Source organism: Amycolatopsis echigonensis (genome assembly GCF_002846615.1).
Lineage (GTDB): Bacteria > Actinomycetota > Actinomycetes > Mycobacteriales > Pseudonocardiaceae > Amycolatopsis > Amycolatopsis echigonensis.
This window is the reverse complement of sequence record NZ_PJMY01000003.1, coordinates 6,143,880-6,157,213: the sequence shown is the minus strand read 5'-3', so window position 1 is coordinate 6,157,213 and position 13,334 is coordinate 6,143,880. Positions and strand designations below refer to the sequence as shown.

Here is a 13,334-nt window from a genome sequence, read left to right as displayed (position 1 = left end):
CGGGACCAGCCCGGACTGTCCGTGAAGGACTCCTTGCGGGAATCAGATTCCCTCAAGGAGTCCTTCACGGCTTTCGTCAGGAGCGTTTGCGGCGAACCGCCACTGCCGCCACCAGCGCGCCGCCGATGAGCAGCAACGCAGTGCCCCCGATCAGGTAGCCGCGGAGATCCGTGCCGGTCGAGGCGAGCGGGCCCTGGTCGGACGGACCGGTTCCAGGTGCGACGCCGCCGGAGTTGTCGCTCGTCGTCGTGATCGGCGCCGGGGCCTCGGACGACGAGCTGGACTTCGTCGGGCTCGTGCTGCTTGCCGAGGACGAACTCGTCGGCGCGGTCGAGGAAGACGATTCCGTCGCGCTGGACGACGTCGTGGAGCTGGTCGAGGACGTCGCCGAACTGGACGAGGTCGTGCTGGTCGGCTCAGTCGTGGTGGAGGAAGTCGACGTGGCGCTGGTCGGCGTCGTGGAGGTCGCCGGGGTCGTGCAGTCCGGCAGGTCGCCGGTGAACGGATAGGCGTGGAACTCCTGCCCGCCCGCCGCGCCGTCGGACGTGTGCAGCAGGTTGCCCGCGGTGAAGAACCGGCCGGCCGTGCCCGAGGCGGTGACCGTCGTGTCGCTGGCCGGGTTGCCGACCAGCACGCTGCCCTGGAACTGCGCCTGCCCGGCGATCTTCACCTTCGACGCGTCCGGGAAGTTCCACAGCAGCTTCTCGCGCAGATGGTTGATCGGCTCGCGGTCGGCGAGGTCGCCGCTGTATGTGTTGATCACCCGGCTGCCGCCGACGAGGTTCACGAGAATCGTCGCGCCCGCCGGGATGCCGGCGAACTCCAGGCCCTGCATGCCGCCGCCGGGGCCGGTGAGATCGAAGTCGACGGTGAACACCTGCAGCGCGGACTTCCCGTCGCCGGTGAACAGCGTGCGGTAGCCCTGGTTTTTCGCCGTCCCGGTCGCCGCGGAGTTGCCGTAGCAGGTGCTGGCTTCCCGCAGCTGTGGGCGAAGCTGCTTGTATTGGTCGGCCGCGTTCGGGTCCTGCTTGAGCGTGCCGGTCACGGTCCCGGCAACAGTCCCGCCGTACCGCACGACGCCGCCGTCCGCGAGCAGCCGCTGGTTCGGCGCGACAGTGACGTCCTTGCCGGCGGTGAGGAAATCGGCGCCGTCCGGCGGAGGCACGCGCGAGCCGACGCCCGCGATGCCGACGTTGTAGACCGAGGACGCGCCGGCCCGCTTCGCCAGGTCGAAGCTGCCGAGCACGACGACCCGGCCCTCGGCCTCGGCCGCGCCTTCGCGCACGAGGAAATCGCCGCCGGCGAAGACGTTGATGCCGTTGTCCCGTCCCGCGAACGGCCCGTTGTTGACCGGCGGGTATTTGTCGGGACAGGCGTCGCCGACGCACGGGCCCAACCCGCCGGGCAACGGAGCGGCGCTCGCGCCGGGACCGGCCACGAACGCCACCGCACACACCGCCGCGGCGATCGCTCCGCCCGCGACAGCCATTTTGCTGGCACGCATGCGGCCGATCCTTACCCGGACGAGGCACGATAAGGCGCTCGAAACACCGTAACCCACCCGAACGGGTCAGAAATTCTCACACCCCTTAGACAAGTAGACTAGTGACGCTCCACGCTCGACACCGCGCCGGAAGAATGTCCAGCAGTAGCCTCGCTCCCGAAGCCCCGCCCGACCAGAAAGCCTCCCGATGCCCCCTCTCGTGCACCGGCACCCGCTCGCCGCGCAGGCCGCCGAAGTCCTTCTGGAACGCATTCGCTCCGGCGAATGGGGGCTCGGCCACAAATTGCCCGGGGAAACGACTTTGGCCGCGCAACTGGGCGTCGGCCGTTCGACACTGCGCGAAGCGATCCGCGAATTGGCGGGGAAAGGCGTGCTGGATTCCCGCCAGGGCGCCGGGGTTTTCGTGACCGCGCTGGACGTCGCCGAGGATTGGGACGCGGTGCTGCGCCGCTCCGCCATCGGCGCGGTGATCGAGGCGCGCATCGCCATCGAAGCGGAGGCCGCCGCCCTCGCCGCGCACCGGCGGACGCCGACCGACCTGCGCGCGATCCGCCGCGCGCTCGCCGCCCGCGCGATCGGCGACCCGGACGTGGAACTCCTGGTGGACACCGACACCGCGTTCCACCGCACCGTGCTCGTCGCCGCGCACAACGACGTGCTGATCGAATTGTTCGACAGTTTCGTGCCGCGCATCCACCGCGCGATGACGGACCTGCTGCGCGCCCGGCCGATCACCGCGCCCGAGGAGGACCAAGCCGCACATCTGGCGCTCGTCGAAGCGATCGCCGGCAAAGACGCGTCCGCGGCGGCGGAATTGAGCCGGACGCACCTGACCGCCTTGAAGGAGGCACTTTCGTGAGCGAGGTCGTGCTGCGGCTGACCGACGTCGTGTTCCGCAGGCAGGGCAAGGAAATCCTGCACGGCGTGAACCTGACCGTGCGGGCGGGCGAACACTGGGCGCTGCTCGGCCCGAACGGCGCCGGGAAAAGCACGATCCTCGGCTTCTGCGGAGCGGTCACGCATCCGACCACCGGCACCGTCGACGTCCTCGGCGGACGGCTCGGCCGCGTCGAACTCCAGGCGCTGCGCCGCAGCATCGGACACGTCGACCCGCGGCATCCGCTGCGTTCGCCGCTCACCATCCGGGAAGTCGTGCTGACCGGCGTCACCGGGAGCATCGACACGCCGCCGCGCTGGCAGCCCACCCCGGAGCAGCTCGAGCAGGCCGACGAACTCATCGCTCTGCTCGGCCTGGACGGCAAGGCCGGCGAACGCTGGCCGACACTCTCCCAAGGCGAACGCGGCCGCGCCCTGATCGCCCGCGCGCTGATCAGCGACCCCCGGCTGCTGCTGCTCGACGAACCCTCCACCGGCCTGGACGTCGCGGCGCGCGAGCAGTTGCTCGAAACGATCGACCTGCTCACCCGCACGCATCCCCGGCTCGCCTCCATCGTGGTCACCCACCACCTGGAGGAACTGCCGGAAACGACGACCCACGCGCTGCTGATCGCCGACGGCGCGGTCGTTTCGTCGGGCCCGATCGAGCAAGCGGTGACGACGGCCAGCATCAGCCGGGCATTCGGCCACCCGATCCGCGTGGACCGCCACGACGGCCGGTGGAGCGCCCGCGCCGCCCGCACCCGCAGCACTGAAGTCGCCTGAGCCGAGCGGCCATGGCTTCGCCGGTGCGCCCGCACCGCCGAAGCCATGGCGGCTCAAGCGGCAACCGGCTCAAGCTGTCCGCAGCACCCGCCACGCGGAGAACCCCAGCAGCACCAGCTCCGCGGCCGAGAACCCGACCAGCGCGAGCGGGCTCGGCACCCACAGCAGCGTCATGCCCACCAGCAGCACCGGCACCACCAGACCGGCGTAAGCCGCCAGGAAGATCCCCGCCAGCACCTCGCCGCGGGACAGCGGATCGGCCAGCGCGGCCACCGTCCCGACGGCAGCGCGGAACCCGAGCCCCATCCCGCTCCCGGCGATCACCGAACCGGCCAGGAACAGCGCCAGCGACGGCAGCAACGCGGCCACCGACAGCACCGCCAGCCCGAGCGGCATCAGCACGTACCCCAAGCGGAGCTGGGCCCGCGACGCCATCGGCGCGAAGACCACCTGCGCCACCGCCGCCGCGGCCAGCATCGAGCCCGCGGTGACCCCCGCGAGCATCCGGTTGTGCTCGTGCAGCCCTTCGGCCAGAAGGGTCGGCGCGAGCGACATGAACAGCCCGGTGATCGCGAACGCGGCGAACACCCCGATCGCCGCGCCGACGAACGCCGGCCGCGCCCCGGCGGGCAGCGACACCCGCTGCGGCCGGTACGCCGGACGCTCCTCCCGCCGTTCGACGGTCTCCGGCACCAGGCACACCGCGAACGCGGCTGCCAGCAGCACGATCAGGAACACGACGAACGTGCTGGTCAGCGGACCGCCGATGTACTGCGCGAAGACGCCGCCGACCACCGGGCCGAGCCCGAGGCCGCCCATGTTCACCACGGTGGCGATCAGCCCGGAGCGGCCGAGGTCCTGGTCCGGCCGGGACACCGCCCGCAGCTCCGACAGGTGCGCGGTGGCGGTGGCCGTCAGCGCGCCGATGCCCACGCCGCACACGAACCGCGCGATCAGCAGGCCGGGCACCTCCGGCCAGAGCAGGAACAGAACCGCCGACAGGGCCTCGGCGAGCGTCGAAGCGAGGATCACGCGGCGACGGCCGAGCCAGTCGCTGACGTGCCCGGCGAGGTAGAGGCTGGCCATCACGCCGACCGCGTACGCCGCGAAGATCACGGTGACCAGAAACGTCGGAAACCCGTCCCGCCGCTGGTAAAGCGCGTACAGCGGGGTGGGCACGGTGGAGAACGCGAGGCACGCGGCGAACGCGAAAGCGATGACCCGGAATCCCCAGCCGTGGCTGACGCGCCATCCGGCCGGGGCGGTGGAAGCGGGCGGAGCTGTGGTGACCATGTCGACCTTCCGAGCGGGAACCTACCTCTGCAACGATCCCTCGCCCCACTCATCATGTCCAACGAAAAGTGCTGGTCAGAGTTATCGTGCTTGGCGATAATTAAGACATGGAGACGAGGCAGTTGGAGTACTTCGTGGCGGTCGCCGAGGAGCTGAGCTTCACGCGGGCGGCGCAGCGGCTGTTCGCCACGCAGTCCACGGTCTCGGCGACGATCCGCGCGCTGGAGACCGACCTCGGCGCGACCCTGTTCGACCGGTCTACCCGCCGGGTCGCGCTGTCAACCGCGGGCGCGCTCTTCCTGCCCGAGGCGAAGGCGGCGCTGGAATCGGTGGAGCGGGCCCGCGAGGTGGTGCAGCAGGCGTCCGCCGGTCTCCGCGGGAGCCTCCGGATCGGCACGCTGACCAGCATGAACGCATTCGATCTGCCGGTGCTGCTCGGCGCGTTCCACCGCAGGCACCCGCTGGTCGACCTGCACCTGACGGTGTCCCTCACCGGCTCCACCGGCCTCGCCGACGACGTCCGCCACGGCCGGCTCGACGTCGCGCTTCTCGGCCTGTCCCGGGCAGAACTGGGCGGTCTCGACGCGACGCAGCTGGCCAGCGTGCCGTACTACGCCGTGCTGCCGGACAGCCATCCGCTCGCCGCGCGAGAGTCCGTCACGCTGCCGGAGCTGGACGGCGAACTGTTCGTCGACTGCCCGCGCGGCTTCGGGAACCGGCTGGCGGTCGACCGGGAATTCGCCGCGCGCGGGCTTTCGCGCCGGGTGACCGCCGATATCGCCGACCTGCGGGCGGTGCCGCGCTACGTCGCCGCCGGACTCGGCGTCGCGGTCCTGCCCGGCACTGCCCGGCTGACCATCCCGGGCGTCGTGGCGCTCCCCCTCGCCGAAACCTCGCTGACCTGGCCGCTCTCCGTCGTCGTCTCCGCGAAGCGGCCGGCGTCGCAGGCCCTGCGGACGCTGCTGGAACTGTTCGTCACTGCCGCGGCGGAGGGAGATATTACGGAGTTCTGACCGGGCCCCGGGCGACCGGAATAGCGGCCGGTGCCGCAGCGTCTTCCTGTACACGGATACACCGATGGAGAGCAGGGGAAATGACGGAAAAGGCGATTCTGGCCGGCGGGTGTTTCTGGGGCATGGAGGAGCTGTTCCGCCACCAGCCCGGCGTGACCGCGACCCGCGTCGGCTACAGCGGCGGCGACGTCCCGAACGCCACCTACCGCAACCACGGCACCCACGCCGAAACCATCGAAGTCACCTACGACCCCGACCAGACCGACTTCCGCACCCTCCTCGAATTCTTCTTCCAGGTCCACGACCCCACCACCACAAACCGTCAGGGCAACGACATCGGCACCAGCTACCGCTCCGCCATCTTCTACACCACCGACGAACAGAAACGCATCGCCGAAGACACCATCGCCGACGTCGACGCCTCCGGACTCTGGCCCGGCACCGTCGTCACCGAAGTCACCCCCGCCGGAGACTTCTGGGAAGCCGAACCCGAACACCAGAACTACCTCCAGCGCTACCCCCACGGCTACACCTGCCACTTCCCCCGCCCCGGCTGGAAACTCCCGAAGCGCGGCTGACCGATGACCGATTACCCAGCGGCAGCAGTCCAAACCGGACACGTCGAACCGGTCCCCCGGCGAGTGCGCGGAGTGCTCGCCGGGAAGACCATTGTGGACAGCACGCGGGCCCAATACGTGTGGGAATGGCCCTACTACCCGCAGTTCTACTTCCCGCTCGACGACGTTCTCTCCGGTGTGCTCACGCCGGAGGACGAGATCGACGGCCCGGCCCGACGCCACTCGCTGCGCGTCGGCGAGGTCGAAAAGCCTGCTGCCGCTTGGGTGCACGGCGACGGCGCGGTCCTGCCCGGACACGTCAAGTTCGCTTGGGACGCACTGGACGCCTGGTTCGAAGAGGACGAACAAGTTTTCGTCCACCCGCGCAATCCGTACACGCGGGTGGACGCTTTGCGCTCGACGCGGCACGTCCGCGTGCGGTTGAACGGGGTGACGCTGGCGGAATCGTCGTCGCCGGTGCTGCTGTTCGAAACCGGCCTCCCGACGCGGTATTACTTCAACCGCACCGAAGTCGATTTCACGCACCTCGTCGCCGAACCCGGCATGGCCACCGCCTGCCCGTACAAAGGCGAGACGTCCGGCTACTGGTCCGTCCGCATCGGCGACGTGCTGCACGAACACCTCGCGTGGACGTACGCCTACCCGACCGCGGCGGTCCAGCCCATCGCCGGACTGGTGGCGTTCTACAACGAGATGGTGGACATCGAGGTGGACGGCGAACTTCTGCCCCGCCCGCGCACGCACTTCTCCCAGTGACTACAACCGGCCGAACGCCTCCACGACCGCGGCCGCCAGCCGGTCCCCGCGCGCTTCTTGTCCGGCGGGCACGGTGATGCAGATGGTGAACCGGTCCGCCCACGTCATGATGCCGACCGCGACCGGAACACCGGGAGCCAGCGACAAGACCGGGTACACCGTGCGGACGAGCGCGCCATTGAGCACCACCGGCGACCGCGCGCCGGGCAGCACCGACGCGATGACGCTGAACCACGTGCCGCGGTAGACGAGCTTGGCCGCCCGGCGGTGCAGCGCCGGCGGAAGGATCCCGAGCACGCGCACGACCGCGTTGCCCGCGCGGGGCGCGCCGCGGTCGACTTGGCCGGACAGCATCCGGTCGGTCTTCCGCACCCGCTCCGTCAGCGACATCGCCCCGGTCGGCAGGTCCACGGACGCCGCGCCGGTGTGGTTGCCGAGCTGGCGGAAGGTCCCGGTGTCGCGGACCGACATCGGGATCAGCACCCGGAGCTGCTCCGGCGCGGTCGCGCCCAGTTCGCGGTGCAAGGCCTCGGCGACGAGCGCGAGCACGAGGTTGGTCGTCGGCACCCCCGCTCGCCGCGCTGCCTTCCGGACTTCGGGCGCGGACAGATGCGCCCGCGCGAAATGCCTCCGGGGGCTGTCGATCCGCTTGTCCCAGCGAACCCGGGGCGCGGCCCCGGCCCGCGCGAGGGCCCAGACCCCGCGAGCCAGCTCGGCGGCACCGCCGCGAGGCCCCGCGCCCCGAACCGGCTCCGCCGCACCGCCGCGAGCTCCAGCACCGGATCCGGACTTCGAACGAGCGAACTCGGCGGCGCCGGAACCATCGGCCGATCCCGGCGGCCGTTCAAGCCGGTGCCACCCCGGTCGCGCAAATCGCCCGAGCACCGCGCGCAACGGCCCAGCGACCCGCTCTCCCCACCCCCGCCGCCGAGGTGCCGCCGCGGGCACCAGCGGTTCCTTCCCCCGCGTCTGCCCCACCAGCGCGCTGATCACCGCGATCCCGTCGCTGGCCGCGTGGTGGAGCGCGATCAGCAACGCGCCCTGTTCCCCCTCGATCCCGGTCACCAGCCGCGCTCGCACCGGATGCTCCGGCGACACCGGGTCCGAGAAGAACGCGTCCATCTCCCGCGTCAACGCCTCGTCCAGCGGCGCGTCCGGGCCGACCCGCACCGACGTCAGCACCTCCGCCGACGTGCGCCCGGGATCCTCCTGCCACCGCGCCCGCCACAATCCGCTGCCGGGCAGCAACCGCGTCCGCAAGCCCGGCGTCGCCGCGAGCAAATGCTCGGCGTCCGCGCGGGTGACCGGCGTGCCGTCGGCCTTGGGATCGAACACCAAGACCGCGCCGACCTGCTGCGGCACCTCCGGGGTGGCCACGTGCACGAACAGCGCGTCCTCCGGGCGGAGCCGTTGCGTCGGCGGGTTCAACGGCGCGGACACAAGCGATTCCAGCGCCTCCTCCAGCGGGGTGGCCGTCTCGCAGTGCCGGGCGACCGCCTCCGCCATCTCCTTGAGCCGTTCCGGTTCGGCCAGCAGCCCGCGCACCGTCTCCGCAAGCTCACCGTCCTTTGTGGACACCAGAGCCAGCCCGGCGGCGGCCATCAGCCGGGCGTTGGCCTTGCCGTGCGCGGCGATCGGCTGATGCATCAGCACCGGCCGCCCGCACGCCAGCGCCTCCAGCGAGGTCGCCCCGCCCGCGTTCGTCACCACGACGTCCGCCGCGAGCGTGTACAGCTCCGGCCGGTCCGTCCACCCGACCACGCGCAACCGCGGTTCGTCCAGCGCCCGCAGCCGGGCGGCCACCGCGTCGTTGCGCCCGCAGATCGCGACCGGCACGACCGACGGGTCCGCCGCCAGCAATTCCCGCACCGTGGTCTCGATTTCGCCGAAACCCAGCGACCCGCACGAAACCAGGGGCACGAACGCGTCCGGCGGCAGCTCCAGCTCTTGGCGCGCGGCGGTCTGGTCCCCGGGCCGGAACACCGCGCGCACCGGCGGCGCGGACACCCCGACGTGCGCCGACGGCGACGAGCGCAGCGCGGGCGCGACCGCGACGTCGTGCATCACCATCGTGAGATCCGCCGCGCCGTAAACCCAGAACGGATGCGGCGCGAAGTCCGAAACCCACGCACCGATCGGCACGGACAGTTTTCCCTTGCGGCGCAGCCAGGCCAGCCCCGCCGTGCCCATCGGATACGTCGAGACGACCAGGTCCGGCGCGAATTCGGCGACCGGCTTGGCGAGCCGCCGCCCGCACCACGAGGCGGTGAACCAGCGGGACGCGGCGGCGAACCACGGAATCCGCCAGATCGCGGCGTAAAAGAACTCGTAAAGCCACGGGACGCTTTCCACGTTGGCGACGTAAATCCGCTGGAAAAGACCCTCGAAACCGGGGCCGAGCCGCTCCAGCGCGTTGATCCACCGCACGGTCGCGTCCGGCCAGCGCCGGCGTATCGCGTCCTCGAGCGCGCGCCCCGTGGCGTTGTGCCCCTGCCCCATGTTCGCGGACACGATCAGCACGCGCTCCAACGCTGCCCCCTTTTCGCTAGCAGGCGGTCCCGGCGAGACCGTATCCGTCGTCCGGGCCCGAATCAGGCCGTTCGCCCGATTCTTCCGATGCGGTTTCCTCTTCGGCGGGCGGCATTTCCGATTCCGCCGACAAATGCGACGCGCGCGTGGACAGCAGCGCGATCCCGACCACGATCACCAGCCCGGACAGCGCCTCGCCGAACAGCGCGAGCGGCCTCCCGTCGGCCGACTCGCCCATCCACGACAGCCCGATCGCGACGCCGACCAGCGGATCCAGCGCGGTGATGACCGCGAGCGCGGGCGTCAGGAACCGCCCCTGCTGGAACGTGTTCTGGCTGAGCAGGAAGCCGAGCGGCCCGACGACGCACACGAGGTACAGCGTCCAGTGCCGGAACGGCTCGTCGATCCCCAGCCGGAACTGGCCCGCGACCACCTTCATCAGACCGGCGGTGAGCCCGTACAGCACGCCGGTGGCGACGGCGAGCCCGAGCACCCGCCAAGATCCGGAATTCGTTGACGCGGCAACGACAAGCGAGGCCAGGGTCAGCACGGCGAGCGCGATGCCGAGCGGCAGCAGGGCGCCGCCGCTGACGAGCGTTTCGCTGTTGCCGCTCGGCCGCGCGATCACGAGGAACGCGGCGAGCCCGGCCACGCACAGCAACCCGCCGACACTCATCGTGCGGTCCGGGCGGCGGCGCTCCAGCCGCGCGGACGCCAGCCCGGCGAACATGAGCGACGTCACGAGCAGCGGCTGGACCAGCAGCAACGGCCCGAACGCGAGCGCCACGAGCTGCAGGAGGAGCCCCAGGATGGTGGCGGCGATGCCGATGAGCCACAATGGTCGTCCGACGAGCCGCTTGAAGAGCGTCAGGTCGAGCGGTTTGCCGGTTTCCACCTCTTTGGTCGCCCTGGCCTGCGCTGCGCTCGCGAGTCCCATGCACGCCGCGCCGGCCACGGCGGCGGGGACCGCGACGACCAGCGACATCCCCGTAACTGTCACGGACTCTTCACCTCACACCGTCCCCATCCGCCGTGCTTATGCTCGAACCTTGTCCGAGGCCGAGTCGCCCGGTTGGCACCGGAGGCAGCAGAACCCGCATGCGACACCCCCATACGATCGACCTCCCCTCGTTCCGCAACCTCGTGGTGGGCGGAGGCCGGCACCTGCTCGAATCGACGCTGGTCCCGGCCGGGCTCTTCTACCTCCTGCTGACCCTCGTGAGCTTCGACAGCGGGGTCATCGCCGCGCTCTGCTGGTCGGTCGCGGTGATCGGCACCCGGCTGGTGCTGCGCAAGAAGATCCCCGCGGTGCTGCTGCTGACCTCGGCTCTGCTGGTCGCGCGCACTGTGCTGGGCCTGGCCACCGGCAGCGCGTTCCTGTACTTCCTGCAGCCGACTCTACAGAATTTCCTCGTCGCGAGCCTGTTCCTGGTCTCCGCGCCGTTCAACAAACCGCTGCTCGCGCGGCTGGCCGGCGATTTCTGCGCATTCCCGGAAACGCTGTCCGGGCATCCCGGAATGCGCCGGTTCTTCCAGCGCGTGTCCGTGCTGTGGGGACTCGTCTTCGCGGTGAACGGCAGCGTGACGCTGCTGATGCTCGCGCGGGAAACGGTCGGCAGCTTCCTCATGGTGAGCACCGCGGGCTCGTATTCGGTGATCGGGCTGGCCATCGCCGGTTCGCTGTGGTGGTTCCGGCGTTCGCTGCGCTCGGCGGGAATCACGCTGCGCATGGGCCACCGCCCGGCCGCGCTGCCCGCTGCCTGATGGCCCGTACCGCCCTCGTCACCGGCGCGTCGTCGGGGATCGGCGCCGCCACCGCGCGCAAGCTCGCCCGTTCCGGCGTCCGGGTGCTGCTGCACGGACGGAACGAGGACCGGCTGGCCGCCCTCGCCGCGGAAACCGGCGGCACCGCGCTCGCCGCCGACCTCGCCCGCCCGGAAGCCGCGGCGGATCTCGCCGAACGCGCGCTGGCGATCACCGGATCGGTGGATCTGCTCGTCAACAACGCCGGGCTCGGCTGGGCCGGCCCCCTGCCCGAGCTGTCCGAGGACCAGCTGCGGCACCTGGTCGCGGTGAACCTGACCGCGCCGCTCGACCTGACCCGCGCGCTGCTGCCCGCGATGCTGAAGCGCGACCGCGGGCAGATCGTTTTCGTATCGTCGATCGCCGGACGCACCGGTGTCGCCGGAGAAGCGGTGTACGCCGCGACGAAGTCCGGTGTGGACGCCTTCGCCGACAGTCTCCGGTTCGAGGTGCACGGCACCGGAGTCACCGTCGGAATCGTAGTTCCCGGCGTGGTGCGCACAGAATTCTTCGAGCGCCGCGGCCGTCCGTACACCCGAGGCACGCCCCGGCCGGTCAGTGCCGAACGCGTGGCCGCCGCCGTGCTTCGCGCCGCCGCGCATCCGGGCGACTACTACGTGCCGCGCTGGCTGCGGATCCCCGTCGCGCTGCGCGGCACGGCACCCGGCCTGTACCGGGCGCTCGCGGCGCGCTTCGGCGCCGAAAGCTGACGGGTCCACGCACTCTCCTCCCCTGGTTCCCAGCGAGCGGCCGTACCGGCGAGAACCGGCATACCCGTTCGGGAGCCCCCTACTCATGCCCCGCTGCCGCACTCAACCTAGAGCGGCCACCCCGCTGCCGCATCAGGGAAATTCCCCGATCAGGCGGTTTCGTCCACTTCGCCGGGCGGGCCCCAGGCCAGCGCCAGCACCAGCGTCGCGCGCACGGCCGGATCGTCCAGCGACGGGCCGAACAGGTCGTGCAGACGGCCGAGCCGGTACGACACCGTCTGCGGATGGATGTGCAGATCCTCCGCGACCGCCTTGCGGTCCCCCAGATGCAGCAGCCACGACGTGAGCGTGGTGGACAGGCGTTCGCGCGAGGATTCGTTCAGCTCCTCAAGCGGCGCAAGGGCTTGTCTTCTCAGCACGTCGAGCAGCCGGTCGTCGCGGTGCACGATGATCGCGTCGAGGTGCTCGTCGGCGAACACCGGATCGTCGCTGAGCAGATGGTCGCGGCGCAGGCGCGCGGTCACCTCGGCGATGCGCAGGCTGGCCGGGAGCCGGTCCAGCGGCACCGTCGCGCCGACCACCGCGCCGCCGCCGCGCAGCGCGCGAGCCAGCCACGCGCGCCTGCCCGGACCGCCCGGGTCCGGCACGATCGCCACGACCACGCCGGGCCGGTGCAGCCGCAGGCAGCTGTCTTCGAGGCGGAACACCAACTCCCGGCCCAGTTCGTTGTCGTCCTCCACCAGCACGACCGCGGCGTGCTTCGGCAGCCGCCAGTCCGCGCGCGCCGCGGCGGCGCGCACCGCGGCCTTGTCCGCGCGGTCGGACAGCAGCAGCGCGGTCAGTTCGTCGCGCAGCCGCTCCCGCGCGCGTACCGCGTCCGACTGCTCCTGCAGGTAACCACGCAGTGACGATTCGGAAAGCTGGTCCACCAGAGCGAACACGGTGGTGGCGAGCGAGGCGAACAGCTCGGCGGGCACGTCGAGATCGAGGGCGGCTTCCGAAACGTGCCGCCACGCCACGCGCGCGCCCACCCGGTAAGCCGACAGCAGGCTCGTGACGCGGCGGCCTTGCTGGTATTGCGCCCGCCCGATTTCCTCGAACACCGCCTGCTCGACCCCGGACCCCAGTTCCAGCAGCCGTTCTTCGGGTTCGGCGGCCATGTCGATCAGCCGCCGGACGAACCCCGCGCTGGCGGTGACGAGGTCGGCCAGCTCTTCGGTCAGGAATTCCGCGTAGTCCGGATGCTCGTCCGCGAGCTGGTCGCGGACCTCGTTGAGCATCGCGGGCAGCCGGCGGGTCAGCACCCTCTCCAGTTCGTCAAGCCGGGTCACCTGATCTGGTCCCATGTGTCCGGGAGTCCTTCCGTCGCAGGCCGCGGTCTCGGGTCGCCTCGGAACATCCTGTCCCCACTTTGGCCCCTCGTGCCAAGTCGAAGCCAGCGAAATTCGCTTTCCGGCGGCAGAAGCCGCCCGTCCGGGGGCGCGAC

At 71.1% G+C, this 13,334-nt stretch carries 12 protein-coding genes; 7 read left to right on the top strand and 5 right to left on the bottom strand.

Annotated features, from left to right (window positions below):
* Window positions 1-76: 76 nt before the first annotated feature.
* A complete protein-coding gene (locus tag ATK30_RS34310) occupies window positions 77-1,504 on the bottom strand; it encodes a choice-of-anchor A family protein (RefSeq protein ID WP_244194813.1) in 1,428 nt (475 codons plus the stop codon).
* A 187-nt stretch (window positions 1,505-1,691) separates the two neighbouring features.
* On the opposite strand from ATK30_RS34310, the gene ATK30_RS34305 reads away from it, so the two are divergent.
* Both ATK30_RS34305 and ATK30_RS34300 read left to right on the top strand, forming a co-directional pair.
* Window positions 1,692-2,363, top strand: a complete 672-nt coding sequence (locus tag ATK30_RS34305; protein ID WP_101438932.1) for a FadR/GntR family transcriptional regulator — start codon at window positions 1,692-1,694, stop codon at window positions 2,361-2,363.
* The gene (locus ATK30_RS34300) at window positions 2,360-3,166 is read left to right on the top strand and encodes an ABC transporter ATP-binding protein (protein WP_101438931.1); all 807 of its coding nucleotides are present in this window, start codon (window positions 2,360-2,362) and stop codon (window positions 3,164-3,166) included. The genes ATK30_RS34305 and ATK30_RS34300 overlap by 4 nt, the downstream gene beginning before the upstream one ends.
* Before the next feature lie 69 nt (window positions 3,167-3,235).
* Here the strand turns inward: ATK30_RS34300 and ATK30_RS34295 are convergent, their stop codons facing one another.
* Window positions 3,236-4,459, bottom strand: a complete 1,224-nt coding sequence (locus tag ATK30_RS34295; protein ID WP_101438930.1) for an MFS transporter — start codon at window positions 4,457-4,459, stop codon at window positions 3,236-3,238.
* Between the two features lie 107 nt (window positions 4,460-4,566).
* Between ATK30_RS34295 and ATK30_RS34290 the strand changes: the two genes are divergently transcribed.
* From ATK30_RS34290 to ATK30_RS34280, 3 genes are all read left to right on the top strand, one after another.
* Window positions 4,567-5,472, top strand: a complete 906-nt coding sequence (locus ATK30_RS34290; protein WP_101438929.1) for a LysR family transcriptional regulator — start codon at window positions 4,567-4,569, stop codon at window positions 5,470-5,472.
* An 80-nt stretch (window positions 5,473-5,552) separates the two neighbouring features.
* Window positions 5,553-6,050 (top strand): peptide-methionine (S)-S-oxide reductase MsrA, encoded by a 498-nt coding sequence (msrA, locus tag ATK30_RS34285; RefSeq protein ID WP_101438928.1) that lies wholly within the window; start codon window positions 5,553-5,555, stop codon window positions 6,048-6,050.
* Window positions 6,051-6,053: 3 nt separating this feature from the next.
* Window positions 6,054-6,806: a DUF427 domain-containing protein gene (locus tag ATK30_RS34280; RefSeq protein ID WP_101438927.1), complete on the top strand. Its 753-nt coding sequence runs from the start codon at window positions 6,054-6,056 to the stop codon at window positions 6,804-6,806.
* Here the strand turns inward: ATK30_RS34280 and ATK30_RS46965 are convergent, their stop codons facing one another.
* Both ATK30_RS46965 and ATK30_RS34270 read right to left on the bottom strand, forming a co-directional pair.
* A complete protein-coding gene (locus ATK30_RS46965; protein ID WP_101441215.1) occupies window positions 6,807-9,326 on the bottom strand; it encodes an MGDG synthase family glycosyltransferase in 2,520 nt (839 codons plus the stop codon). It abuts the gene before it with no gap.
* 25 nt (window positions 9,327-9,351) lie between these two features.
* The gene (locus tag ATK30_RS34270) at window positions 9,352-10,335 is read right to left on the bottom strand and encodes a DMT family transporter (protein WP_244194812.1); all 984 of its coding nucleotides are present in this window, start codon (window positions 10,333-10,335) and stop codon (window positions 9,352-9,354) included.
* A gap of 98 nt (window positions 10,336-10,433) precedes the next feature.
* Here ATK30_RS34270 and ATK30_RS34265 point away from each other — a divergent pair, with 98 nt between their 5' ends.
* Both ATK30_RS34265 and ATK30_RS34260 read left to right on the top strand, forming a co-directional pair.
* On the top strand, window positions 10,434-11,099 hold the full coding sequence (locus ATK30_RS34265) for a VC0807 family protein (RefSeq protein ID WP_101438925.1): 666 nt from the start codon (window positions 10,434-10,436) through the stop codon (window positions 11,097-11,099).
* Window positions 11,099-11,848 carry an SDR family NAD(P)-dependent oxidoreductase gene (locus ATK30_RS34260; RefSeq protein ID WP_167442048.1) on the top strand — a complete coding sequence of 250 codons (750 nt, stop codon included), beginning with the start codon at window positions 11,099-11,101 and terminating at the stop codon, window positions 11,846-11,848. The genes ATK30_RS34265 and ATK30_RS34260 overlap by 1 nt, the downstream gene beginning before the upstream one ends.
* Before the next feature lie 149 nt (window positions 11,849-11,997).
* Here the strand turns inward: ATK30_RS34260 and ATK30_RS34255 are convergent, their stop codons facing one another.
* Window positions 11,998-13,194 (bottom strand): PucR family transcriptional regulator, encoded by a 1,197-nt coding sequence (locus tag ATK30_RS34255; protein ID WP_101438923.1) that lies wholly within the window; start codon window positions 13,192-13,194, stop codon window positions 11,998-12,000.
* Window positions 13,195-13,334: the final 140 nt, after the last annotated feature.

Bases quoted from the DNA above. Each gene is read 5' to 3' on its own strand.
- ATK30_RS34295 (WP_101438930.1), bottom strand. From the start codon at position 4,459: ATGGTCACCACAGCTCCGCCCGCTTCCACCGCCCCGGCCGGATGGCGC.
- ATK30_RS34265 (WP_101438925.1), top strand. From the start codon at position 10,434: ATGCGACACCCCCATACGATCGACCTCCCCTCGTTCCGCAACCTCGTG.
- ATK30_RS34310 (WP_244194813.1), bottom strand. From the start codon at position 1,504: ATGCGTGCCAGCAAAATGGCTGTCGCGGGCGGAGCGATCGCCGCGGCG.
- ATK30_RS34280 (WP_101438927.1), top strand. From the start codon at position 6,054: ATGACCGATTACCCAGCGGCAGCAGTCCAAACCGGACACGTCGAACCG.
- ATK30_RS34290 (WP_101438929.1), top strand. From the start codon at position 4,567: ATGGAGACGAGGCAGTTGGAGTACTTCGTGGCGGTCGCCGAGGAGCTG.
- msrA (WP_101438928.1), top strand. From the start codon at position 5,553: ATGACGGAAAAGGCGATTCTGGCCGGCGGGTGTTTCTGGGGCATGGAG.
- ATK30_RS34260 (WP_167442048.1), top strand. From the start codon at position 11,099: ATGGCCCGTACCGCCCTCGTCACCGGCGCGTCGTCGGGGATCGGCGCC.
- ATK30_RS34255 (WP_101438923.1), bottom strand. From the start codon at position 13,194: ATGGGACCAGATCAGGTGACCCGGCTTGACGAACTGGAGAGGGTGCTG.
- ATK30_RS34305 (WP_101438932.1), top strand. From the start codon at position 1,692: ATGCCCCCTCTCGTGCACCGGCACCCGCTCGCCGCGCAGGCCGCCGAA.